The organism is Pseudomonas sp. CK-NBRI-02, assembly GCF_008124495.1.
Taxonomy (GTDB): Bacteria; Pseudomonadota; Gammaproteobacteria; order Pseudomonadales; family Pseudomonadaceae; genus Aquipseudomonas; species Aquipseudomonas guariconensis.
Map to the genome: position 1 here is coordinate 1 of NZ_VSJH01000003.1, position 23,180 is coordinate 23,180.

Annotated in this window: 25 protein-coding genes, 1 rRNA gene and 1 pseudogene; 13 read left to right on the forward strand and 14 right to left on the reverse strand. The window is 61.7% G+C overall.

The window, feature by feature from the left end; genetic code table 11:
• A 5S ribosomal RNA gene (rrf, locus tag DQ397_RS02570) occupies positions 1-99 on the forward strand; the annotation flags it as partial.
• A gap of 101 nt (positions 100-200) precedes the next feature.
• On the opposite strand, the gene DQ397_RS02575 is transcribed toward rrf, so the two are convergent.
• The gene (locus DQ397_RS02575) at positions 201-1,064 is read right to left on the reverse strand and encodes a universal stress protein (protein ID WP_043209095.1); all 864 of its coding nucleotides are present in this window, start codon (positions 1,062-1,064) and stop codon (positions 201-203) included.
• Positions 1,065-1,217: 153 nt separating this feature from the next.
• Between DQ397_RS02575 and DQ397_RS02580 the strand changes: the two genes are divergently transcribed.
• Complete coding sequence (locus tag DQ397_RS02580; RefSeq protein ID WP_090345534.1) at positions 1,218-1,835, forward strand: tRNA-(ms[2]io[6]A)-hydroxylase; 618 nt, start codon at positions 1,218-1,220, stop codon at positions 1,833-1,835.
• A gap of 21 nt (positions 1,836-1,856) precedes the next feature.
• On the opposite strand, the gene DQ397_RS02585 is transcribed toward DQ397_RS02580, so the two are convergent.
• Positions 1,857-2,177: a YqjD family protein gene (locus DQ397_RS02585; protein ID WP_043209098.1), complete on the reverse strand. Its 321-nt coding sequence runs from the start codon at positions 2,175-2,177 to the stop codon at positions 1,857-1,859.
• A 126-nt stretch (positions 2,178-2,303) separates the two neighbouring features.
• Here DQ397_RS02585 and DQ397_RS02590 point away from each other — a divergent pair, with 126 nt between their 5' ends.
• Positions 2,304-2,567: a hypothetical protein gene (locus tag DQ397_RS02590; RefSeq protein ID WP_043209099.1), complete on the forward strand. Its 264-nt coding sequence runs from the start codon at positions 2,304-2,306 to the stop codon at positions 2,565-2,567.
• Between the two features lie 18 nt (positions 2,568-2,585).
• Here the strand turns inward: DQ397_RS02590 and DQ397_RS02595 are convergent, their stop codons facing one another.
• Together DQ397_RS02595 and DQ397_RS02600 are read right to left on the reverse strand one after the other, a co-directional pair.
• Positions 2,586-3,065: an LEA type 2 family protein gene (locus DQ397_RS02595; protein ID WP_043209101.1), complete on the reverse strand. Its 480-nt coding sequence runs from the start codon at positions 3,063-3,065 to the stop codon at positions 2,586-2,588.
• A gap of 90 nt (positions 3,066-3,155) precedes the next feature.
• On the reverse strand, positions 3,156-4,046 hold the full coding sequence (locus DQ397_RS02600) for a LysR family transcriptional regulator (protein ID WP_043209104.1): 891 nt from the start codon (positions 4,044-4,046) through the stop codon (positions 3,156-3,158).
• 102 nt (positions 4,047-4,148) lie between these two features.
• Between DQ397_RS02600 and DQ397_RS02605 the strand changes: the two genes are divergently transcribed.
• From DQ397_RS02605 to DQ397_RS02630, 6 genes are all read left to right on the forward strand, one after another.
• Positions 4,149-5,228, forward strand: a complete 1,080-nt coding sequence (locus DQ397_RS02605; RefSeq protein ID WP_043209106.1) for an extracellular solute-binding protein — start codon at positions 4,149-4,151, stop codon at positions 5,226-5,228.
• Positions 5,229-5,255: 27 nt separating this feature from the next.
• A complete protein-coding gene (gene speB, locus DQ397_RS02610) occupies positions 5,256-6,221 on the forward strand; it encodes an agmatinase (RefSeq protein ID WP_043209108.1) in 966 nt (321 codons plus the stop codon).
• A 195-nt stretch (positions 6,222-6,416) separates the two neighbouring features.
• The gene (locus DQ397_RS02615; RefSeq protein ID WP_043209110.1) at positions 6,417-6,737 is read left to right on the forward strand and encodes a hypothetical protein; all 321 of its coding nucleotides are present in this window, start codon (positions 6,417-6,419) and stop codon (positions 6,735-6,737) included.
• 22 nt (positions 6,738-6,759) lie between these two features.
• Positions 6,760-7,899: a PQQ-dependent sugar dehydrogenase gene (locus tag DQ397_RS02620; protein ID WP_043209112.1), complete on the forward strand. Its 1,140-nt coding sequence runs from the start codon at positions 6,760-6,762 to the stop codon at positions 7,897-7,899.
• A gap of 62 nt (positions 7,900-7,961) precedes the next feature.
• Positions 7,962-9,068 carry a cell division protein ZapE gene (gene zapE, locus DQ397_RS02625; protein ID WP_043209116.1) on the forward strand — a complete coding sequence of 369 codons (1,107 nt, stop codon included), beginning with the start codon at positions 7,962-7,964 and terminating at the stop codon, positions 9,066-9,068.
• A gap of 11 nt (positions 9,069-9,079) precedes the next feature.
• Complete coding sequence (locus tag DQ397_RS02630; RefSeq protein ID WP_043209118.1) at positions 9,080-9,664, forward strand: DinB family protein; 585 nt, start codon at positions 9,080-9,082, stop codon at positions 9,662-9,664.
• A 54-nt stretch (positions 9,665-9,718) separates the two neighbouring features.
• On the opposite strand, the gene DQ397_RS02635 is transcribed toward DQ397_RS02630, so the two are convergent.
• The 3 genes from DQ397_RS02635 to yegQ all read right to left on the reverse strand — a co-directional run bounded on the left by DQ397_RS02635 (position 9,719) and on the right by yegQ (position 12,162).
• Complete coding sequence (locus DQ397_RS02635) at positions 9,719-10,156, reverse strand: YqaA family protein (protein ID WP_043209121.1); 438 nt, start codon at positions 10,154-10,156, stop codon at positions 9,719-9,721.
• Positions 10,156-10,584, reverse strand: a complete 429-nt coding sequence (locus DQ397_RS02640) for a DUF411 domain-containing protein (protein ID WP_043209122.1) — start codon at positions 10,582-10,584, stop codon at positions 10,156-10,158. The genes DQ397_RS02635 and DQ397_RS02640 overlap by 1 nt, the downstream gene beginning before the upstream one ends.
• A gap of 234 nt (positions 10,585-10,818) precedes the next feature.
• Positions 10,819-12,162, reverse strand: coding sequence for a tRNA 5-hydroxyuridine modification protein YegQ (gene yegQ, locus DQ397_RS02645; protein WP_043209123.1), 1,344 nt, complete (start codon positions 12,160-12,162; stop codon positions 10,819-10,821).
• Between the two features lie 122 nt (positions 12,163-12,284).
• Between yegQ and DQ397_RS02650 the strand changes: the two genes are divergently transcribed.
• On the forward strand, positions 12,285-13,346 hold the full coding sequence (locus DQ397_RS02650; protein WP_043209125.1) for an AI-2E family transporter: 1,062 nt from the start codon (positions 12,285-12,287) through the stop codon (positions 13,344-13,346).
• 4 nt (positions 13,347-13,350) lie between these two features.
• Here the strand turns inward: DQ397_RS02650 and DQ397_RS02655 are convergent, their stop codons facing one another.
• Complete coding sequence (locus DQ397_RS02655) at positions 13,351-15,411, reverse strand: TonB-dependent receptor domain-containing protein (protein WP_043209126.1); 2,061 nt, start codon at positions 15,409-15,411, stop codon at positions 13,351-13,353.
• A 227-nt stretch (positions 15,412-15,638) separates the two neighbouring features.
• On the opposite strand from DQ397_RS02655, the gene DQ397_RS02660 reads away from it, so the two are divergent.
• A complete protein-coding gene (locus tag DQ397_RS02660) occupies positions 15,639-15,887 on the forward strand; it encodes a helix-turn-helix transcriptional regulator (protein ID WP_043209129.1) in 249 nt (82 codons plus the stop codon).
• Between the two features lie 14 nt (positions 15,888-15,901).
• Positions 15,902-16,264 (forward strand): annotated as a pseudogene (locus tag DQ397_RS02665) (head completion/stabilization protein); the annotation flags it as partial.
• 8 nt (positions 16,265-16,272) lie between these two features.
• Here DQ397_RS02665 and DQ397_RS02670 read toward each other — a convergent pair.
• The gene (locus DQ397_RS02670) at positions 16,273-16,674 is read right to left on the reverse strand and encodes a helix-turn-helix domain-containing protein (RefSeq protein WP_043209131.1); all 402 of its coding nucleotides are present in this window, start codon (positions 16,672-16,674) and stop codon (positions 16,273-16,275) included.
• A 422-nt stretch (positions 16,675-17,096) separates the two neighbouring features.
• Here DQ397_RS02670 and DQ397_RS02675 point away from each other — a divergent pair, with 422 nt between their 5' ends.
• Positions 17,097-17,387, forward strand: a complete 291-nt coding sequence (locus DQ397_RS02675) for an ogr/Delta-like zinc finger family protein (RefSeq protein ID WP_043209133.1) — start codon at positions 17,097-17,099, stop codon at positions 17,385-17,387.
• A 74-nt stretch (positions 17,388-17,461) separates the two neighbouring features.
• On the opposite strand, the gene nuoN is transcribed toward DQ397_RS02675, so the two are convergent.
• From nuoN to nuoJ, 5 genes are read right to left on the reverse strand one after another with little or no spacing between them, the layout of a single operon-like run.
• Positions 17,462-18,931 (reverse strand): NADH-quinone oxidoreductase subunit NuoN, encoded by a 1,470-nt coding sequence (nuoN, locus tag DQ397_RS02680; RefSeq protein ID WP_043209136.1) that lies wholly within the window; start codon positions 18,929-18,931, stop codon positions 17,462-17,464.
• 7 nt (positions 18,932-18,938) lie between these two features.
• On the reverse strand, positions 18,939-20,471 hold the full coding sequence (nuoM, locus tag DQ397_RS02685) for an NADH-quinone oxidoreductase subunit M (RefSeq protein ID WP_043209137.1): 1,533 nt from the start codon (positions 20,469-20,471) through the stop codon (positions 18,939-18,941).
• Positions 20,472-20,511: 40 nt separating this feature from the next.
• Positions 20,512-22,365 carry an NADH-quinone oxidoreductase subunit L gene (nuoL, locus tag DQ397_RS02690; protein ID WP_043209138.1) on the reverse strand — a complete coding sequence of 618 codons (1,854 nt, stop codon included), beginning with the start codon at positions 22,363-22,365 and terminating at the stop codon, positions 20,512-20,514.
• Positions 22,362-22,670, reverse strand: coding sequence for an NADH-quinone oxidoreductase subunit NuoK (gene nuoK / locus DQ397_RS02695; RefSeq protein WP_023631349.1), 309 nt, complete (start codon positions 22,668-22,670; stop codon positions 22,362-22,364). The genes nuoL and nuoK overlap by 4 nt, the downstream gene beginning before the upstream one ends.
• Positions 22,671-22,673: 3 nt before the next feature.
• Positions 22,674-23,174 carry an NADH-quinone oxidoreductase subunit J gene (gene nuoJ, locus DQ397_RS02700; RefSeq protein ID WP_043209139.1) on the reverse strand — a complete coding sequence of 167 codons (501 nt, stop codon included), beginning with the start codon at positions 23,172-23,174 and terminating at the stop codon, positions 22,674-22,676.
• Positions 23,175-23,180 lie beyond the last annotated feature (6 nt).

Sequence of the window (23,180 nt, forward strand, 5' to 3'; positions counted from 1 at the left end):
ATTGGAACCACCTGATCCCATCCCGAACTCAGTAGTGAAACGATGCATCGCCGATGGTAGTGTGGGGCTTCCCCATGTGAGAGTAGGTCATCGTCAAGATTCATTTCGCAAAACCCCTATCTGCGTGAGCAGGTAGGGGTTTTGTATTTTGGGTCTCTGAAATAAACGCCTATACAAATCGCGTCGCTTCCCTGGCTCCGTCAGCCACGCGCCAGCTCTGCCAGGTGTGCGGTCGCCTCTTCACTCTTGAGGACCAACACGTCCCCTTCCAAGGCGTCGAGAACCACTTCCGAAGTATTGCCAATCAAAGCACCGGAAATGCCTGTGCGGGCCACAGTACCCATGACGGTCACCACCGCATCGAGCTGTTTTTCGGTGTAAGGAATAAGAACGTCTGCCGGGCCTTCGGCAATGTGCAAGTGATCATCAGAAATACCGAATTCGGCCTGAAAGGCCGTGCAGGCTTCGCGATATCGCTGCTCGATGGTTTCGGAGAGCTGGTAAGTCGGGTCAGACGCCGAAAGCATGGGAGAAGGGTGGGCGGCGATGACGTGCAGGTCACCCTTGGCCAGGCCGGCAATCGCATAGCCATGGTCGATGATGCTGGCATGTAGACGCCTGTGGTCTTCATCGTTGTTGCCTACATCCACAGCGGCAAGAATCGCGCCTCCCGTCCAGGGCCGCTCGTTCTTCACCATTAGGACTGCACAGGGGCAATAGCGCAGAAGTTTCCAATCGCTAGGGGTCAGCAGTGCCTTGCGCAGTGGGTTGTCTGGCCGGTGCTCCTTGATGACCAGTTCGCAACCTTCGGCCTGCTGCACCTCGATGATGGATTCATGCAGGCTTTCATGCCAGGTCTGTTCATGGGTGATGTTGTCATACCCGTCATCGTGTAGCTGACTGCTCAGCAGGCTGAGTAGGGCACTGTGGTCCTGGCGCTTGTCACACATTAGCAAGTGCATGCGTGCGCCTGTCACCCCGGCGATGAGCTTGGCGCGTGTCAAGGCGCGACTGTGGGCGTGTTCGGGGTCTAGGACGACGAGTATGCTGCGGACGGCTTGCATGGGCATTAACTCCCTTGGTAGGTGGCGGCCAATGGCTGACTATAGTCAGCATCCCGCGCAGTGCCGCTTGATATGTATCAGCATAGTCGCTGGCGATCAGCGCCACCGCCGGTATAATCGCCAATCCTGCCGTTGGCCTGTCGTTGTGAGCTTATGTCCCTGATTCCTGAAATCGATGCCTTCCTGGGCTGTCCTACCCCCGACGCTTGGATCGAAGCGGCGCTCGCCGACCAGGAAACCTTGTTGATCGATCACAAAAACTGCGAGTTCAAGGCCGCCAGTACCGCGCTGAGCCTGATCGCCAAGTACAACACCCATCTTGACTTGATCAACATGATGTCGCGCCTGGCCCGTGAGGAGTTGGTGCATCATGAGCAAGTCCTGCGCCTGATGAAGCGTCGTGGTGTTCCGTTGCGACCGGTGTCGGCGGGGCGTTATGCGTCCGGTCTGCGGCGCCTGGTGCGGGCTCACGAACCTGTCAAGCTGGTCGATACGCTGGTGGTCGGTGCTTTCATCGAGGCCCGCAGTTGCGAGCGTTTCGCAGCGTTGGTGCCGCACCTGGACGAAGAACTCGGGACCTTCTATCACGGCCTGCTCAAGAGCGAAGCGCGCCATTACCAAGGCTACCTCAAGTTGGCCCACCAATATGGCGAGGCCACTGACATCGCCCGGGTCGTAGAACAGGTGCGTGAAGCCGAGGCGGAACTGATCAGTTCGCCAGATCAGGAACTGCGCTTCCACAGCGGTATCCCAATGGCCATGGCGGCCTGAGCGGTCCGGTGATCGGGCGAGTCAGCGTCGCTGGCCCAACACAAGGCCGATCACCAGCCCCACACCTGCAGAGATTGCCACCGTCTGCCATGGGTGTCCGCCCATATAGTGCTCGGCAGCTTCTATCGCAGGCTGTGCCTTGCCTCGCAGGGTATCCGCGGTCTGGCGTGCTTGGCGCAGCTTGAGGGCGACCTGTGCCCGTAACGTATCGGCCTCGTCCCCCACCAGCGCAGCACTGTCTTGGAGCAGACGCTCCGATTCTTCGATCAAGGCCTGCAGTTCGCTGAAAACCTGGTCCTTGATTTGTTCGTTGTCGCTGTGCGCGGCGATTTTCCTGGCCATGAATGTGTCCTCGATCGTAGGGGGTTGAGCAATGGATGCCGCGCCGTGCGGAAAGTTGCCGCGGCGTAACGGTTGCTCGCCGCTACAGTGTAAGATAGCGGCCATTTTCAAGCGGTAGGTAATCCCATGAGTTTCAATCTGGCCAACAGAAGCTTCGAGGAACGGGCACAGATCGAGGCAGAGAAGGCCCGGCTGTTCGAACATTGGCAGAACAACCTCGGCAAGGCTAAGGGCGAGGCGGCGCGGTTGATCGGTGAGAAGCCGCGGCGCAAGAGCAAATGGGCGGAATGGGTTCGCGCCGAACTCGATGGCATGTCGCCCCCTGAGTTCGCCAACATGGTGCGCAGCGAAGTCAACAAGATGATGGCCGCGGCCAGCAGCAATCGCTGAGCCACACCGCCTGCGCGATCACCAGGTCGCGCTACCGACAGTGGGCAGGTCGAGCTTGCCCTTGTCGGTGAAGCGCACGGTCCCTAAGGGGCCGCCAGCCATCTTGCCCTGCAGCACGTAGGGCAACCCTTGCAGTGAGCCCAGCCTTCCCAAACCATAGGCTTGGCGCACCATCGCAAAGGCCGTGACGCTCATGGGCACGACGATGACCGCTTCGTCGTAGCGGCCAATGTGCCCCTTCTGATCGCTGACCCCGGCAGCCAGGGGCTGGCCGTTGACCTCAAGCTTGAGCGCAATGCCGTTGAAATCGACAGGCGCCTCGTTGGGATTTTGCACACGGATTTTCACTGCCATGCGCATTTCAAGCTCCGCGGACGGCAGTGGTTCGATCCCGACGACGCTGATGTTCAATGGATCACGCGCCTGGAACAGGGCGCAGGCATTGAGGGTGAAGGCCAACAGGGCAATCAGCCAGAATCGGAGGCGGCGAGTGGTCATGGCAATGGCCTTGGCGTAACGGTCAAGCCCGCAGTGTGGCAAAAGGGTGCAGGCGTTGAAAGACCCTCTGTACAGAGTCCTCCGAAAGACTCAGGCGAAGGCCTCCCGCAGGTCTTCGGCAAAGGCTTGCTGCGCCTCACCCGGTGCTTGTGCACGATGCCGGGCGAGGGTAAAGGGCACGCTGAAATCCAGGCCCGGATCCAACGCCCGTAGCAGCCCGCGCGTCTCCCAGGGCGCGGCGCAATGGAGGGGCAGGTAGCCGATGTGGCGCCCCGAAAGGATGAACGTCAAGGCACTGTCGATCTGCTCGGCCAAGGCAGAGCTGCGTCGGCTCTGGAAGGGCTCACCCGCTTTGAGGAAGCGGTAGGGGTGGCGGACCTGGTCAGCTTCGAGCAACTCCTCCCCCGACACCTGCATAACTGCGAACAACGGGTGTCCCTGGCCGCAATACAGCCGTTGGGTTTCGTTGAACAGCGGCTGGTAATCGAACGCAGCCTGGCTACCGGAGAAGTAGCTGATGGCGTAGTCTAGGCGCTGCTCGAGAAGCAGCCGCTCGAGCTCAGCCGGCGGCGCGCTGATCAACTCCAGTTGCACCGACTCCTCGCGTTGGCGAAAGCGTGCGATGGCATTGGCCAGACGAAGCGTGACGCTGGCGTCCTGGTTCTCGGCCATGCCGATGCGTACAGACCCCAGCAGCCGTCCGCCTACACCATTGGCCTGCTGACGGAACTGCTCGATCTGGACCAGCAACTCCCGGGTAGCCTTGAGCAGCAACTCGCCTTTTTCGGTCAGGCGAAATCCACCCTTGCCACGACTGCACAGGCGGTATCCCAGGCGGGTTTCGAGGCGCCCCATCTGCTGACTGATGCTGGGCTGGCTCAGGCCCAGCACGCCTTGGGCGGCACTGAAGCCGCCGGCCTCGACTACAGTGACGAACAGCCTCAGCAGGTGCAGGTCCGGGTCGTGCAGTTGTCCGAGCATTACATCACTCCTGGTGAATGTCAGCTTTGCAAACTTGCGATTTTTTCAATGTAACCCGGCTGGCATGCTGACGGCATCCACTCATTTGCCGAGGTGTTCGCCATGCGTCGATCGCTGTGTCTGCTGTCCCTGGTCCTGGCTTTGCCGCTCCAGGCCGAAGAGAAGGTCGTCAACCTCTACAGCTGGGCCGACTATGTCGCGGAGTCGACGCTCAAGCGATTCGAGCAGCAGACCGGTTACAAGGTGCGCTATGACACCTTCGACACGCCCGAAGTACTGGAGACCAAACTGCTCACCGGCGGTAGCGGCTATGACGTGGTGGTGCCTTCATCCACGGTTCTGGCCAGGGCCCTCAAGGCCAATGCGTTGCAGCCCTTGCAGGCCCAGGAAATGCCCGGGTACAGCAACCTCGACCCGGATATGCTGGCCAAACTGGCCGAGACCGATCCCGGCAATCGCTATGCGGTGCCCTACACCTGGGGCACCCTGGGGTTGGGTGTGAATGTCGAGGCGGTGCGAGAACGTCTTGGGGACGTACCGCTGGACAGCCTTGATCTGCTGTTCAAACCCGAATACGCCAGTCGCCTCAAAGGCTGTGGCATCGCCTTGCCCGACTCGCCTCAGGAAGTGATCGGGGTAACCCTCAATTACCTGGGCAAAGACCCATACAGCCAGAGCAAGGCCGATCTGGATGCCGCTCAGGCTTTGCTACGTCAGTTGCAGCCCTCGGTGAGCTACGTGGCCAACGGCCGGCAGATCAATGACCTGGCCAACGGCAGCGTATGCCTGGCGTTGACCTACAACGGCGATGCGGCGATGGCTGCTGACCAGGCGCGTCGTGCCGGCAAGGCCTTCGAAGTGATCTACCGCATCCCGCGCGAGGGAACGTTGGTCTGGCAGGATAATTTGGTCATCCCCAAGGACGCCCCGCACCCGGAGGCTGCTCGCGCCTTCATCGCCTTCATGCTGCGTCCTGAATCCGTGGCCGAACTGACCAACACGCTGTTCTTTGCCAATGCCAACCGGGCTGCCACGCCACTGGTGGACGATGCCGTGCGCAACGACCCGGACATCTACCCATCCGCCGAGGTCCGCCAGCGTTTGTATGGCGACCGCGGCATGGCGCTGTCCGACTTGCGCCAGCGCAATCGGATGTGGACTGCGTTTCGCAGCCGTCAGTAACGAACAATGACAACCAGGAGCTTGACCGTGGAACACGCCCATAACAATGACCAGGCCATGACCCGCGATAGCCTTTACGGCACTGCCGCGGAAAGCACCTACGCCGGCATTACCAGTTTTTCTCGGCGCCGCTATAGCCGTGACCTGCGCGGCGTCGATGTGGTGGTCAGCGGTGTGCCGTTCGATACCGCCACCAGCAACCGTCCTGGCGCCCGCTTCGGGCCACGGGCCATCCGCGCCGCCTCGGTGCAGCAGGCCTGGGCCAGACATTGGCCGTGGACGTTCGACCCCTTCGATCATCTGGCGGTGATCGACTATGGCGATTGCGCTTTCGACAGTGGTACACCCGAGTCGGTCCCGGCCAGCATCGAGGCCCATGCCAGGCAGATCCTCGACGCTGGGTGCGCCATGTTGACCCTCGGGGGCGATCATTTCATCAGTTACCCGCTGCTCAAGGCCCATGCCGAGCGCCACGGAGCTTTGGCGCTGATCCACTTCGACGCGCACAGCGATACCTGGCCGGACGAGGAGGGCAAGCGTATCGATCATGGCACCATGTTCTGGCACGCAGCCCGTGAGGGGCTGGTAGACCCCTCCTGTTCCGTGCAGATCGGTTTGCGCACCACCAATGACGACACCCAGGGTTTTGCCATCCTCGACGCGCGCCAGGTGCACCGTCAGGGCACCGAGGCTGTGATCGCGGCGATCCGCCAGCGGGTGGGAGATCGACCGGTGTATCTCACGTTCGACATCGACTGCCTCGATCCTGCGTTCGCACCTGGCACGGGTACGCCGGTCTGTGGCGGCCTGAGCACGGTGCAGGCGCTGGAGATTCTGGGCGGGCTGCGCGGCATCAACTTGGTGGGGATGGACATGGTGGAAGTGGCGCCGGCCTATGACCACGCTGACATCACCGCCTTGGCTGGCGCCACGCTGGCCATGGAGATGCTTTGCCTGTATGCCGCTCGGCACAAGGTCGACGCCAAGGATTGAGCACCTCGATCAAGGCCGCTCGCGCCATTGAGCGATGAGTGGTCCTTGTGTCGCGAAAGCCCAGCGGGGCAATCCCCTGGGCTCATACTGAAACATCAGGAAACCTCTCTCCCTGGATTAGCACCTTTGCCGCGAACCTGTCGCGTCTTAGGCTATCCAACGCTTTAGCGCGCGGTTGCGTATAGGAGGTGGAGCATGAATCCCACGATATCCGCTCTGGTTATCGGCCTTTCGCTGAGTCTGCCACTTTCGGCCGCACCGTTCCCCGAACCGTTGCTCATTGCCGCCGACCGCAACAATCCCTACAACAGCCCGATCCAGCGCGCCAACCCCAATAGTCGCCAAGGCAGCATGCAGGCCACACCTCCGGTCCGCGGGCCGTCCACTCAGCCGATCATCCGGCCTCCAACGCTGGACAACCGTGGCATAGGCAATGGCGATAACCTGCGGCGCGAGCAGCAAAGCCCGAACCTGGAACCTACTCGGCCGCCGCGTGATAACCAACGCGCGCCCTGAGCCCCACTGGAAGGAACCGAGCATGAACCGTAGAACCTGGCTGGCCACCTTCGCCCTGATACCCCTGTTGGCCCAAGCGGCCCCTGAACAGCGCTTGCCCAGCGAGGAGGGGCAACTGACGGTCAGCACGATTGCCGAAGGTTTGCGCAACCCCTGGGCCTTGGCCTTTTTGCCAGGCGGCCAGGGAATGCTGGTGACCGAGCGCCCCGGCAACCTGCGGGTGGTCAGTGCCGAGGGCAAGGTCGGTCCGCCACTGAGCGGTGTGCCTGTGGTCTGGGCCCAGGGGCAAGGCGGACTGCTTGATGTGGTGCTGTCCCCCGAGTTCACCAAGGACCGTACGATATACCTCTCCTATGCCGAGCAAGGCGCCGACGGCAAGGCCGGTACCGCGGTCGGTCGTGGGCAGCTGTCCCAGGATCTCGCCCGGTTGGAGCATTTCACGGTGATCTTCCGCCAGCAGCCGAAGCTCTCTGAAGGCATCCACTTCGGCTCACGCCTGGTATTCGACCGTGACGGCTATCTCTTTATCGCGTTGGGTGAGAACAACCAGCGTGCCACTGCTCAGGACTTGGATAAACTCCAAGGGAAGATCGTACGTATCCTCCCGGATGGCGAAATTCCCAAGGACAACCCTTTCGTCGGTCAGGCCAATGTGCGGCCCGAAATTTGGTCCTTTGGCCATCGCAACCAGCAGGGTGCCGCGCTCAACCCTTGGACTGGCAAGCTCTGGACTCACGAGCACGGGCCCCGGGGCGGTGACGAGATCAACATCCCTGAGCCCGGCAAGAACTACGGCTGGCCTATCGCGACCCATGGAATCAACTACTCGCTGTTACCGATCCCCGAAGCCAAGGGCCAGCACGTGGAGGGCACCCAGCCCCCCCATCATGTCTGGGAAAAGTCGCCCGCCATCAGCGGCATGGCGTTCTATGACAGCCCGACCTTCAAGGCCTGGGACCACAACCTGTTCATCGGTGCCCTGGCTACCCAGGAGCTGATTCGCTTGCAGCTCAAGGGTGACAAGATCGTGCATGAGGAGCGCCTGCTGGGTGAGCTCAAGGCGCGCATCCGAGACGTGCGGGTCGGGCCGGATGGTTATCTGTACGTGTTGACCGATGCGAAGGACGGGGCGCTGCTCAAGGTGGGATTGAGCGAAGACTGACGGGCGTTTGCCCCCAGCAAGCCCGAATGCGTAGGATGCGTTCTTTTATCGAGCGTCAGGGCATGTCCTTCGATCCGCAAACCCTTTATCGCCAGGCTATCGACGAGCATGGGTTCGTCCATGACGGCGCCCAGGCTCTGGCAGTGGACGCGCTCCAGGCGTGTTTCGAGGCGCTGCGATTGGGCAAGCCCACTTTGGGCGTGTACCTCTGGGGCCCGGTCGGGCGAGGCAAGACCTGGCTGATGGATCAGTTCCACCGCAGTCTGCAGGTCCCGTCCCGACGCCAGCATTTCCACCACTTCATGGCCTGGGTGCACCAGCGGCTGTTCCAGCTCAATGGCACCCGTGACCCCTTGCAGGCTTTGGCCAAGGCCCTGGCGACCGAGATTCGCGTGTTGTGCTTCGATGAGCTGTTCGTCAGCGACATTGGCGACGCAATCATCCTGGGTCGCCTGTTTCAGACCCTGTTCGACCAGGGGGTGACGATCGTCGCCACCTCAAACCAGCCGCCGGAGCAGCTCTACCGAGACGGTTTCAACCGTGAGCGCTTCTTGCCGGCGATCGCTGCCATCGGGCGGCACATGCGTGTGCTGAACGTGGCGGGCGAGCAGGATCATCGCCTGCATCCAGGCGCCCTTCGACAACGCTATTGGGTCGCTGAGCCCGGGCGGCCCACGGCCCTGGGGGCTGTGTTCGATCAACTGAGCCAGGACGGTCCTGCCACTGACCAGCCGTTGTCGATCGGTTCGCGGCAAATCCGCGTGATTCGTCGCAGCGAGCAGGCGATCTGGTGCCATTTCAGCGAAGTGTGCGAGCAACCCTTGTCGGCGCTGGAGTTCATGGGGCTGTGCGACCGCTTTTCGGCGATTCTGGTCCAAGGCATCCCGGCATTGGGCGGTGCCCAGCGGGCGGGACGCATTGCACGTGGCACCGAAGATGGGGCCCAGCGAGTGGTGGCCGGAGACCGCGACTTGCCGACGCTGGCACCCAAGGATGACAGCGTGCGTCGCTTCATCGCCCTGGTCGACGAATGCTACGACCGTCGGGTCGCCTTGTACCTGGAAGCCGAAGTCCCGCTCGAAGCGCTCTACACTCAAGGGTATCTGGCGTTCCCGTACCAGCGGACCCTGAGCCGGCTACGGGAGATGCAACTGCAACGCTTCGCCTGAAGGAGTCGACCATGGAGCCGCTGTCGCATCATCTGCTGACCCAGGCCTACAACAATGGCTGGGCTAACCACCGCCTGTACAAGGCATGCCTGCAACTGACCCAGGACGAGTTCGTCGCCCCTCGTTGCAGCTTTTTTCCTTCGATCAAGGCCACGCTCAACCACCTCCTGACGGTGGACTGGTTCTACCTGCATGCGCTGGAGTGCGAGCAGCGCGGGGAGGCACCGGACCCGGACGGCGAGCGATTTTTCGAGCCCGAGCAGCCTTTTGCCACCTGTGCAGACCTGCATGCCGAGCAGGCCCAGGCCGACCACCGGCTGATTGCCTATTGCCAGCTTCTGCGCGATGACCAATTGCAACGTTATGTGAGCATCGTGCGTCCGGATCGCCTGCAGCGTGAACAGCGCCTGCGCTTGCTGTCGCACCTGTTCGAGCATCAGATCCATCATCGTGGCCAGGTGCACGCCATGCTCAGTGATACGACGGTGCGTCCGCCTCAGCTGGACGAGTTCTTCTGTGAAGAGGAGGCTTGCCTTCGGGCCGATGACTTCGCCGAGTTGGGATGGACCGAGGCGTTGGTCTGGGGACGCTCGTAAGGGCGGCGGTTCTCCTGCGAGACTGCTCTTGCAAGGCTCAACGTCGGACTACGGTCAGCGTCCGTGCATCCAGCCCAGGGTGATCATCGCCAGTACCAGGTAGCGCCCGCCCTTGGCCAAGGTCACCAGCAGCACGAAGCGCCAGAACGGTTCACGCATGATGCCGGCGATCAAGGTCAATGGGTCGCCGATCACCGGCATCCAGCTCAGCAGCAGCGACCATTGCCCCCAGCGCCGGTAACGCTGCTGGGCGCGCTCCAGCTGATGGGCACTGAAGGGGAACCAACGTCGATCGCGCAGGTGCTCGATGGCCCGCCCCAACAGCCAGTTGACGATCGAGCCCAGCACGTTGCCGAGGGTGGCCACCAGCAGTAACGTCGCCCAGGCTTCGGGTTGGCGCAGCAGCAACCCCACCAGCACCGCCTCCGATTGCAGTGGCAGCAAGGTGGCGGCACCGAAGGCGCTGAGAAACAGCGCCCAGAGACTGAGCATCAATAGTTGGCCAGCACTTCGTCCTTGCCTTCCTGGGTCAGGCCGATGACCTGGTAGGCGTCCTTGTGGTCACCCATCTCCATGCCGGGCGAGCCCATGGGCATGCCCGGGACGGCGATGCCCTTGAGGTCATTGCGCTTGGCGAGCAGGCGGATCTGTTCGGCCGGCACATGACCTTCGACGAACTTGCCGTTGATCACTCCGGTATGGCAGGACGCAAGACGTGGGGCTACGCCCAGGCGCTGCTTGACCTCGCTCATGTTCGGCTCGACGTGATCGTTGACCGTGAAGCCATTTTCCCGCAGGTGGCTGATCCATTCCTTGCAGCAGCCGCAATTGGGGTCGCGGTAGACGTCGATGGTCTCGGCGGCCTGGGCCAGGCCGGCAATCGCCAGCAGGCCGAGGGAGAACAGGTGTTTGCGCAGCATGATGATAGTCCTCTAGATACGCAGGCAGATACTGGCGTCTGGATGGGCCGCTTGCATGTCCGCGATGTGCTGGGACACGCGCGAACAGCGTGGTCTGGAAGGGCGGCCCGTAACCCTGAATTGACCCGCAGCATAGCGTAACCGGCCTTCTGGCGCAGCGCAGTCGGTTGCCACCTGTACCGGCGGCCTGCACGATGTTCGCCTTCGCCAGCTGTCAGCGGCCTGAACGCAGCATTACAGATCTGTCAGGCGCTTGTGCTCCAATTCCAGGTCGCGCATCAGCAACCCGTATTCCAGAGAGACTTGTTCGGGAATGGGCAGGTAAACCACATGGCCATCGCCTGGCGCCACCTGGATGGTCTGTTGATGGCGGTCGCGCAGGTGATTCAGGTCGAAGTGATAGTTGCCCCGCGGGGTCATCAGTTCCAGGTGATCGCCCACGGCAAAACGGTTCTTCACCTTGACCTCGGCCAGACCCTCCACCCGTGCGCCGGTCAGTTCGCCCACGAACTGCTGGCGCTCGGAGACCGAGTTGCCGCGTTGGTAGTTCTGGTACTCATCGTGCACATGGCGTCGCAGGAAGCCTTCGGTGTAGCCCCGTTGGGCGAGGGACTCCAGATTGCCCATCAAGCCGCGATCGAAGGGCCGTCCGGCCACGGCATCGTCGATGGCCTGACGGTAGGACTGGACGGCGCGGGCGCAGTAGAAGTGCGACTTGGTCCGGCCTTCGATCTTCAGCGAATGCACACCCATGCGGGTGAGCCGCTCCACGTGCTGGATGGCGCGCAGGTCCTTGGCATTCATGATGTAGGTGCCATGTTCGTCTTCGAAGGCTGGCATTTCTTCGCCTGGGCGGTTGCTTTCCTGAAGCAGGAACGCCTGCTCGGTCGGCGCGCCGATGCCCAGGGTCGGCTCGACCTGCTGGACGATTTCACCGGTGGCGTTCTCTGTGGCTGGGGTGGCTTGGTATTTCCAGCGGCAGGCATTGGTGCAGGTGCCCTGGTTGGCGTCTCGACGGTTCAGGTAGCCAGACAGCAGGCAGCGACCGGAGTAGGCCATGCACAGGGCACCGTGGACGAACACCTCCAGCTCCATGTCGGGCACGTGCTGGCGGATTTCCTCGATCTCTTCGAGCGACAACTCGCGCGAGAGAATCACCCGGCTAAGGCCGAGCTGCTTCCAGAACTCGACACTGGCCCAATTCACCGTGTTGGCCTGCACCGAGAGGTGGATCGGCATCTGCGGGAAGTGCTGGCGAACCAGCATGATCAAGCCCGGGTCGGACATGATCAGGGCGTCGGGCGCCATCTCGATGACCGGGGCGAGGTCCTTGATGAAGGTCTTGAGCTTGGCATTGTGCGGCGCAATGTTGACCACCACGTAGAAGCGCTTGCCCAAGGCATGCGCCTCGCGGATACCCAGCGCCAGGTTGGCGTGGTCGAATCCGTTGTTGCGCACGCGCAGGCTGTAGCGCGGCTGGCCAGCATAGACCGCATCGGCACCGTAGGCGAAGGCGTAGCGCAGGGTCTTGAGGGTGCCGGCGGGAGCCAGCAGTTCGGGCTTGGCGGGAGGGGTCATGTGCGCACCGGGGCAAAGGCGCGGATGCTAAAGCCAGCACGTCGATGCGACATTGATCTGGATCAACGGCACTTTTGCCCAAGCGGCGGGCACTAAAGGGATGACCCCCGCGAGAAAACTCCATGAACCAGACCGCACTGCAGAACAAGGCCCTGACTGTCCTCCTGGCGTTGGTGACCATCGCCTTCCTGTGGATCTTGCTGCCGTTCTACGGTGCGGTGTTCTGGGCAGTGATCCTTGCCATCCTGTTCTCCCCGTTGCAGCGTGACCTGATGCTGCGCTTGGGAGGACGGCGCAACCTGGCGGCAGCCTTCACGTTGCTGGTGTGCCTGCTGATTGCCATCTTGCCGGTGATCATCATTGGTACCTTGCTGGTGCAGGAGGGCGCTAGCCTGTATCAGCGCATCGAGAAGGGCGAGCTGGATATCGCCGGTCATCTGGAAGGTTTCAAGTCATTGTTGCCGGCCTTCGTCCAGAACGCCTTGGAGCGCCTGGGCATGGGCGATCTGGAAGGGCTGCGGGACAAGATCACCAAGTGGGCCACGCAAGGCAGCCAGTTCCTGGCGGGCCAGGCGTTCAGCTTTGGTCAGGGTACGTTCGATTTTCTGGTGAGCTTCGGCATCATGCTGTACCTGTTGTTTTTCTTCCTGCGAGAAGGCGGCGAGCTGGCGCGCAAGGTACGGCTGGCCGTGCCGCTTCCCGAGCAGCAAAAGCGTCGTCTGCAATTGAAGTTCAGCCGTGTGGTACGTGCCACGGTCAAGGGCAATCTGCTGGTGGCCATTACCCAGGGGGCGCTGGGTGGCCTTATCTTCTGGGTGCTGGGCATTCCCAGTGCGTTGGTCTGGGGCGTGTTGATGGCGTTTCTGTCGTTGTTGCCAGCGGTGGGGGCGGGCATTGTCTGGGCGCCGGTGGCGGTCTATTTCCTGGCCACCGGCGCAATACTGCCGGGCATTGTGTTGATCGCTTTTGGGGTACTGGTGATTGGCCTGGTGGACAACCTGCTGCGCCCAATCCTGGTGGGCAAGGACACCAAGATGCCCGACTACCTGATCCTGATTTCCACCTTGGGCGGCCTGGCGGTGTTCGGCCTCAACGGATTCGTCATCGGTCCGCTGATCGCCGCGCTATTCATGTCCAGCTGGGCGATCTTCACGAGTCGGTTGCAGGTACAGTTGCCGTCATGACCTTTCAGAGAAAGCTGTAGGAAACGCCGGCGTAGACAGCAAAACCTTCGCCCGGCGTGGAGCGTGGGTTGTCCTTGCCCTGATCGTCATACCCAGGCGTCACCGTGGCGGCATAGCGTTTGTTGGTCAGGTTGCGCAGGTCCAGCCAGGTCTGCCAGTCCTGCTTCGGAGCATTCCAGCCCAGGCGGGCGCCGAGCAGGGCGTAGGCATCGGCATGGTAGCTGTTGGCGTAGTCGACCTGGACTTTGGAGGCCATCTGGGTGTTGAGGCCTGCATAGAAGCCGCTTGGCCAGTCGTAGCGCACCTCGGCCTGGTAATAGTGCATCGGGATGCCTGGCAGGCGGTTGTCGCCGAAGGTGTCGTCGTCCCGGTAATGGAAGTCGCTGAAAGTATAGGCCTGGCGCAGGGATACCCTGCCGATGCCGGCCTGTTCCCAGAGCGTGCTGTCCAGGCTAGCCTCGACGCCTTGGTGTACGGTGGGGCTGGCGTTGAACTCCTTGGGCAGGGCGCCTTGCACGATTTCTACGGCCAGCAGTTCGTGACGTACCTGCGAGTAGTACCAGGCCAGGTCCCAACGCCCCAGCTGCGAATCGCCCCGTGCACCCAGCTCCAGCGTGGTGGCGGTCTGGTTTTGCATTTCGATCGGCTGGGTAGGGACTGTCGAGCTCCAGATTAGCGACCAAGGGTGTGCAGGTTCCACGGAGCGGCTGAGGTTGCCATACACCTGCACTTGCGGACTGATGTCGTACCGCAAGCCCAGGCGAGGCGCATAGTCCCAGTCATGCTGGCTGACCTTGCCGCCATCCTGCGGGTAGGTCACATCGCTTTCGCGGCGGGTATAGATCATCGCCAGGCCGCTGGTCAGCCATAGGTCAGGCATGAGTTCCAGGTCGTTGCCGACATGCAGTACGGTGTCCGAGCCCTGGTAGCTGAAGTCCCGGGTGCGTGGGCCGAAGGCATCGCCATCGCGGACGAACTGCGAGGCGCCGCTGTTGGGCAAGTGTTTGGTGGTGCGCCAACCGATGGTGGTGTTGCTCTGATGCCCGAACAGGGTGTCGCGGCGCACATAGTTGAGGGTCCCGCTGACATCGGTGTAGGCGACCTTGAGACGCATGGGGCCTTCGCGCAGGTCCATCGGGTAGTCGTGGTAGACCAGTCCCGCTTCCAGGCGAGCGTCATCCTCCAGGTAGAGGGTGGTCTTGTTGGCGACCCAAGTGCTACCCGGCTGCGGACGACTGTCGTCTCGGGCCAAGTAGGCTGGATTGGCTGCACGTGGATCATGCTTGACCTGTTCTTTGGTCAGGCGTCCAGCCAGGTCGTTCTCTGTTTCGCGGTAGCGCAGGTAGAAGCGTGTTTCCAGGTTGGGATTGAAGCGATAGCCGACGTTGGCGGCGAAACCCTTGGCGCTGCCGCTGCTGTGTTCCTGATAGCCATCGTATTCGGCGTCGGTCAAGGCCACGTAGTAATCCAGATCACCCAATACCTGTCCGGAGCTCACGTGCCGATGGGCGTATCCGCGACTGCCCACTTCATAGCGCACTTGAGCAGGCGCAGCGTCGTAGCCTGTGTGGGTCACATAGTTGATCGCGCCGCCGAGGGCCAATGCCCCCCGGTCGAAGCCATTGGCGCCACGCAGCACTTCGGCACGGCTCAGCCACAGGGGTTCGAACAGCTCGTAGGGCGTGCCCCCTGGGCCCGTCAACGGCAGGCCGTCGAACATCGTGTAGACACCAGAGCCATGGGCACCGGGTGCGCGATTGATGCCTGAGCCGCGGATCGACAGTTTGATGCCATCGTTGCCGGCCGACTGGGCGAAGACACCAGGCTGATAGGCCAGCACGTCCTGGTTGGTGGCGACGCGCCCTTGCTCGACACGGTGCATGTCGATGAGGTTGGTAGCCCCTGGGACCTCCCGTAGGCGCTGGGCGGCAGACTCCAGCTCACTTTGCTGCTGGCCTTCGATCACGACCTGCTCCAGCTCCAAAGGCGCAGCGGCCAGTGTCGAATGGCCGGTAGCAACGACCCATAGGCCGACAGCGCAAGGGAAAGGTGAAACGGGACGCATCGTACAACTCCGGGCAGTAGGGCGGGTAACAGGTGTCAGACGTACGCAAAATCCTTCAGAGCACGTCGCTTTTATGGGGAAAAAGTGCCCCTCTGCATGTAGGACGTTTTGTGTAGGGCGCCGATCTACAACCCTGGGCGCTGGAATCAAGCGGCGACGGCTTCGTAAGGTTCAAGCACATCAAACGTAAATGCCTTTGGGCTCTTATGACCGTAGGAGAGTGCCTCATGAACCTGCAACGCCAACTGGTACCTGACGTCGACGCCGATCAGCCCATCCACCTTACCCCCAGAGAACGGGAAGTGCTGCTGTGGTGCGCCTACGGCAAGACCTCCTGGGAAATCGGCCAAATCGTGGGCTGCAAGGAGTCAACGGTCAATTTCCATGTCAGCAATATCTTGCGCAAGTTCGCCGTGAACACCCGGGTAGCGGCGGTGATCAAGGCGATACGTTACGGCATGCTGAACAATCAGTGAGTGGAGGGCGAGCCGTGAGTCGGGATTCATACGTCCCATTTGAGTGCCGGCCCAAGCGCTATCTGGTCTACCACGATCCGTTCTGGCCGCGGATAGAGCTTGGGCGGTTGCGTGAGCTACTGGGGTTGTCATCGCAGGTCAGCGATACGCGATTGGAGCTCGCCGCCAGGAGCTCGATGGAGGTTGCAGCGCGAGAGTTCGCTGATTGGCGCCGTTGCCTGCGCGAGCGTGGCTATCGGCGGCTGATCGATGTCGACAGTCATGAGCAGGGGCGTGCACTTTCGATTTGCTATCTGCGTCTGGTGGAGGCCCGGACCCGCTGGAGCCTGGCCCAACAGGTCAGGGAAACGACGGTGAGCGGTGCCGGTAGCGAAGCGCAGGGGGATCAATGCTTGACAGGGCGATGGGTCAATTCTTCGAGACGACGTTCCAGCTGAGAGATGCGCAACTTGTCCTCGATGGTCGCGCGGATGGCTTGCAGATCCAGTGCCGACAGGGCCCGCAACTGATCGAGCAGATCCGCCTCCCAAGCAGAGGGATGCCCTTGAGGGAGGGATGCGCTGGATGTTCGGTTTTGTTGCCCGTCCCCTAGAAGCAGCCAGTCGAGGGACACCCCTTGTTTCTGCGCCAACTCCATGCACAACGCGTAAGGAATACTCCCGCGTATCTTCCAACTGCTCAAGGTTTGCGGGCTGATACTCAATGCTTTGGCAAGTTCGGCATCGGTTCTGGCGCCGGTGAGGTCCTTCATTCGATGCAATATCGCAGACAGGGAAAGTGTACTCATTATGAATACCAAAAAAGGACTATGTATGAGATCTGTAGGCAAAAATATGCGATAAGAATATATTGGGAGCACCAAACAAATCGGTAACGGTATGAATGATGATCGCAGTGAAAATGCCTACATTTGCTCAGCTATATACCTACAACAACAATCAATCAAGCTTATGGACAAATCTCAGGCAAAAGATAGTCAGGCAGGACGCTTGGTTCGGCTATCGCAGGACGGAGAAAGTACTCAATACGAGTAAATGTTTCTGTAAGCCCATGAGCCGAACCCATCTGGATGGATGGGTGAAGCTCCACTCAGCGTCGGATGGTAAGTAACATGAATTTATCGAGAAGTCTTAAATCGGTGGGGGCGGACACTGACTGTGATCGTCACGGTGTCTTACACGCGGCGAGGGTACCTAAAAGGAGGTGCCTGTGAGCAGCTACAAATTGGTATGCCCTCATTGCACCGGCAAAATGCGGATTCGCACCAGTGAAGGGCGTCATATCTTCCTCCGTATCGCCTACCTGCAATGCGTCAACGAGGCCTGCGGCTGGTCGGTGCGTGCCCAGTTCGAGATGACCCATGAACTCTCCCCCAGCGGTATGCCAAATCCAGATGTCCACCTGCCGAGCGCCTATGGTGAGTTGCGGCGCGCCGCCCACAACCCGGGCTGTACACGCAAGCCGGCGCGCAATGGCAAAAATACACCAAGCACAGCATGACACCCGCCTTCGCCTACATGGAGCAGAAAACAAAACACCCCGCATGTGCGGGGTGTTTTGTTTTTGCAGATTGATCACCCGATCAATTGCAGGCCGGCTTGTTGGACCAGTTCCAACAGAGGCTGTGGGTACACGCCCAGGACGAAGGCGAGGATAGCGATGGCCAGCAGCATGACGCCGCCAGTGCGCTGTTCCCACTTCAGCGGAGCGTCGTGGCGACGCAGGTTTGGCTCTACCAAGTACAGGGTGACCATGACGCGCAGGTAGTAGTACACGCCGATGGCGCTACCGATTACCAGGGCACCGACCAGCCACCACAGGTGCGACTCGACGCCAGTGGCGATGATGTAGAACTTGCCGATGAAGCCTGCGGTCAGCGGGATACCTGCCAACGACAGCATCATGACGGTCAGCACCGCGGTCAGGTACGGACGGCGCCAGAACAGGCCGCGATACTCGTACAGGGCATCGGCATCACGACCGGCATAGGGCGAAGACATCAAGGTGATCACGCCGAAGGCGCCCAGGCTGGTAATGACGTAGGTCACCAGGTAAACACCCATGGCCTCCAGGGCCAGGCCCTTGCTGGCGACCAGAGCGATGACCAGGTAGCCGAAGTGGGCGATAGACGAGTAACCGAGCAGACGCTTGAGGTTGCTCTGGGTCAACGCCAGCAGGTTGCCGATCAGGATCGAGGCGACGGCGATCACGGCCAGTACGGTGCTCAGCACACCGCTGCTGGCGGCAGGGGAGAGCATGAACAGGCGAACGACCACGGCGAAGACCGCGACCTTGCTGGCAGTGGCCAGGAACGCGGCGACCGGCGCCGGAGCACCTTCGTACACGTCCGGGGTCCACAGGTGGAACGGTACCAGCGACAGCTTGAAGGCCAGGCCCACCAGCATCATGCCCAGGCCCAGTTGGGCCAGCAGGCTCGGCATGCTGGTGGCAGCCAGTGCCTTGCCGATCTGGTCGAAGGTCAGGCTGCCGGCATCGGCGTACAGCAGGGCCATGCCGAACAGCAGGAAGGCAGAGCCTGCCGCAGAAAGCACCATGTACTTGATGCCGGCTTCCAGCGAACGCTTGTTGAAGAATGCATACGCCACCAGGCCATAGACCGGTACCGACAGCAGTTCCAGGCCAATGAACAGGCCAGCCAGGTGGTTGGCGCTGACCAGCACCAGGCCGCCCAGGGCGGACATCAGCAGCAGCAAGTACAGTTCTTCACGGTTGCCCGGGTAGCCCTTGGACCCTTCGCCCAAGTAGGCATGGGCGAGGGTGACGCAGGCCAGGGTTGCCACCAGGATGATCGCCATGTACAGGCAGGCGAACTTGTCGATGGTCACCAGCGAGGTGACCGCCAGCGGCGCGACCTTCAGCGCCGGCAGGATCGACAGCAGGGCCAGGTTCAGGCCCACGGTGGACAGCAGGAAGGTCTGCGAGTGATTGCGCTTCCAGGCGATCGCCAGCATCACCACCACCGTCGTGACGGTGGTGATGAGCATCGGCGCCAATGCGATGAAGTGTTGAGTGGTGAATTCCATAGCGCTCTTACCGGGCCGAAGCGAGTTGAGTGAAAGCGGAACCGATCCACTGCTGCACACCGCTCATGGTGGCGGCAGAGGTGTCCAGGAACGGCTGCGGGTACACGCCGAGCAGGATCAGCAGGCCGGCCAGGCCCAGGACCATGACCAGTTCGCGACCGTCCATGCCGGCCAGTACGGTGTCGGACTTGGCCGGACCGAAGTAGGCGCGGTGGATCATGATCAGCGAGTAGACCGAGCCAAAGACCAGGCCAGTGGTGGCGATCACGGTGATCCAGGGTACATGGACGAAGCTGCCGATCAGGATCAGGAACTCACCGACGAAGTTGCCGGTACCTGGCAGGCCCAGGGAGGCGGCGGCGAAGAACAGGCTGATGGCAGGAAGATAGGCGATGCGGTGCCACAGGCCGCCCATTTCGCGCATGTCACGGGTATGCATGCGCTCGTACAGCTGGCCGGCCAGGATGAACAGCGCCGCAGCCGACAGACCGTGGGCCAGCATCTGGATCACCGCGCCCTGCAGTGCTTGCTGGCTGCCGGAATAGATGCCGATCAGCACGAAGCCCATGTGCGAGACGCTGGAGAAGGCCACCAGGCGCTTGATGTCGGTTTGCGCGAAGGCCAGGAAGGCCCCGTAGAAGATACCGATCAGGCCCAGGGTCATGGCGATTGGCGCGAACTCGGCCGAAGCGTTCGGGAACAGCGGCAGGGCGAAGCGCAGCAGGCCGTAGGCCGCAGTCTTCAGCAAGATACCGGCCAGGTCCACGGAGCCTGCGGTCGGTGCCTGGGCGTGAGCGTCAGGCAGCCAGGAGTGGAACGGCACCACCGGCAGCTTCACGGCGAAGGCGATGAAGAAGCCCAGCATCAGCAGGTACTCGGTACCGGCTGGCAGTTCGGCCTTGAGCAGGTCGCTGTAGTTGAAGGTGATGACGCCGGTGCTGTTGTAGTTCACCAGTACCAGGCCAAGGATCGCCACCAGCATGATCAGGCCGCTGGCCTGGGTGAAGATGAAGAACTTGGTGGCAGCGTAGATCCGGGTCTTCTTGCCGTCGGCGGAGCTGTGACCCCAGAGCGCGATGAGGAAGTACATCGGCACCAGCATCATTTCCCAGAAGAAGAAGAACAGGAACAGGTCCAGGGCCAGGAACACACCGACCACACCGCCCAGGATCCACATCAGGTTGAGGTGGAAGAAGCCGACGTGGCGCTGGATCTCTTTCCAGGAGCACAGGACCGAAAGCACACCCAGCAGGCCGGTGAGCAGGATCATCAGCAGCGACAGGCCATCGAGGGCCAGGTGAATGCTGATGCCGAAGCGCTTGATCCACTCGACTTTGTATTCGAGGGTCCAGGCCGGTTCCGCGCCCGGGGCAGGGGCCAGGGTGTAGTCGCCGTTAGCCCACAGCCACAGGCCGATGCCAAGCAGCAGGGACATGGTCAGCAGCGCGATCCAGCGGGGCAGGGTGGCGCCGAAGCGCTCACCCAGCCAGCACAGGAGGCCGCCGATGAAGGGGATCAGGATCAGCCAAGGCAGAATCATGACGGGTTCGTTTCCTTTCGCAAAGTCGCAAGGTTCATAGTCATACCGCGGCCACTACCACGGCGCCGAGTACCAGAACGGCACCCACGGCGATCGAGGCGGTGTACCAGCGCAGCTGGCCGGTTTCGGTCTTGCTCATGGCGACGTGACCGCCGCGAGCCATCCGAGGAATCAGGCCGATGCTGCGGTCAACCGGATCCTTGCGCAGGATGTGGCTGATCAGCAGATAAGGTTTGACGAACAGCTTGTCGTAGATCCAGTCGAAGCCCCAGGCGGCGAACCACCAGGCCGACAGGACGCGACCGATGCCGCTGTTGGCGATCGCGGTGACCAGGGTGCGTTTGCCCAGGAACAGCACCGCAGCCAGCAGGATACCGGCGATGGCGATGGCGCCAGAGACGATTTCAAGCGAGTGCTGGGCTTCGCCACCTGCATGACCGACGCTCTGTGGCAGTACACCCGCCAGAGGCGGGTGGATCCAGGCGCCGACGAAGGTCGACAGCACGATCAGCACACCCAGTGGCAGCCAGTGGGAGATACCGTGGCCGGCGTGGGCTTCGGTCTTCGCTTCGCCGTGGAAGGCGATGAAGATCAGGCGGAAGGTGTACAGCGAGGTCATGAACGCACCGACCAGGCCAGCGTACAACAGGCCGGTATGGCCGCTGGCGAAGGCTTCCCAGAGGATCTCGTCCTTGGAGTAGAAGCCCGCGGTCAGGATCGGCAGGGCGGCCAGGGCGGCACCACCGACCACGAAGCTGGCGTAGGCCAGCGGCAGCTTCTTCCACAGGCCACCCATCTTGAAGATGTTCTGCTCATGGTGGCAGGCAACGATGACCGCACCGGAGGCAAGGAACAGCAGGGCCTTGAAGAAGGCGTGGGTCATCAGGTGGAAGATCGCGCCTTCCCAGGCACCGACGCCCAAGGCCAGGAACATGTAGCCGATCTGGCTCATGGTCGAGTAGGCGAGGATACGCTTGATGTCGGTCTGGACCAGCGCGGCGAAGCCGGCCAGGACCAGGGTCACGCCACCGACGATACCCACCAGGTGCAGGATGTCCGGCGCCAGAAGGAACAGGCCGTGGGTACGGGCGATCAGGTAGACGCCCGCGGTCACCATGGTTGCGGCGTGGATCAGCGCGGAGACCGGAGTCGGACCGGCCATCGCATCGGCGAGCCAGGTCTGCAGTGGCAGTTGGGCCGATTTACCGACGGCGCCGCCGAGCAGCATCAGGGTCGCCAGCACCATCCAGGTATCGCCTGCCTGGAACTTCTGCGGTGCCAGCACCAGCAGTTCCTGGACGTTCAGAGTACCCAGCTGGGCGAACAGGATGAACAGGCCGATGGCCATGAACACGTCGCCGATACGGGTGACGATGAAGGCCTTCAGTGCAGCGTTACCGTTGTTGCGATTACTGTAGTAGAAACCGATCAACAGGTAGGAGCACAGGCCCACACCTTCCCAGCCGAAGTAAATGAACAGCAGGTTGTCGCCCAGCACCAGGAACAACATGCTGGCGATGAACAGGTTGGTGTACGAGAAGAAGCGCGAGTAACCGGCTTCGCCACGCATGTACCAGGACGCGAACAGGTGGATCAGGAAGCCCACGCCGGTGACCACGCCGAGCATGGTGATCGACAGACCATCCACGTACAGGGTGAAGTTCGGCGCAAAGCCGTCCACCGACATCCACTGCCACAGCAGCTGGCTGTACGCACCGCCTTCAGGCGGCGCGACATTGAATTGCCAGATCACATAGGCGGCCACGGCGGCCGACAGGCCGACGGAACCGACGCCGATCAGCGCGGACAGGTTCTCCGAGAACCGCCCGCGCGAGAACGACAGCAGCAGGAAGCCGATCAGGGGGAAGACGAAAGTCAGGAAGATAAGGTTCATCCGCGCATCTCACTGGCAGCATCGATGTCGAGAGTGTGGAAGCGGCGATACAGCTGCAGCAGGATCGCCAGGCCAATGCTGGCCTCGGCGGCTGCCAGGCTGATCACCAGAATGAACATCACCTGACCGTCGGGTTGAACCCAACGGGCGCCGGCGACGATGAACGCCAGGGCAGCGGCGTTCATCATGACTTCCAGGCTCATGAGCACGAAGAGGATGTTGCGGCGGACCATCAGGCCAACCAGACCTAAGCAGAACAGGATGCCGGCGACCGCCAGCCCATGCTCGAGAGGGATAGCACCCATGATTTACTCCTTCGCCTCGTTGCGGCCCAGGTGGAAGGCGGTGACGGCCGCGGCCAGCAGCAGCATCGAAGCCAGTTCGACCACCAGCAGGTAAGGACCGAACAGGCTGATGCCCACGGCCTTGGCGTCCACGGTAGTACCGCTGATGGCCGCGCCGCTTGGCTCGGCGAACAGCACGTACAGCAGCTCAAGCAGCAGCAGGGCGGCCAGGAACACGGGCCCTGCCCAGATACCCGGCTTGAGCCAGCCACGCTCCTGGGCGACCGAAGCCGGCCCGAGGTTGAGCATCATCACCACGAAGACGAACAGCACCATGATGGCGCCAGCATAGGCGATTACTTCCAGGGCGCCGGCAAACGGCGCACCCAGGGAGAAGAAGATCATCGCCACGGAGATCAGGGAAATGATCAGGTAGAGCAGGGCGTGCACGGGGTTGGTGCCGGTCACCACCCGAAGGGTGGAAACCACGGCGATCCCGGATGCGAAGTAGAAAGCGAATTCCATCTTTCT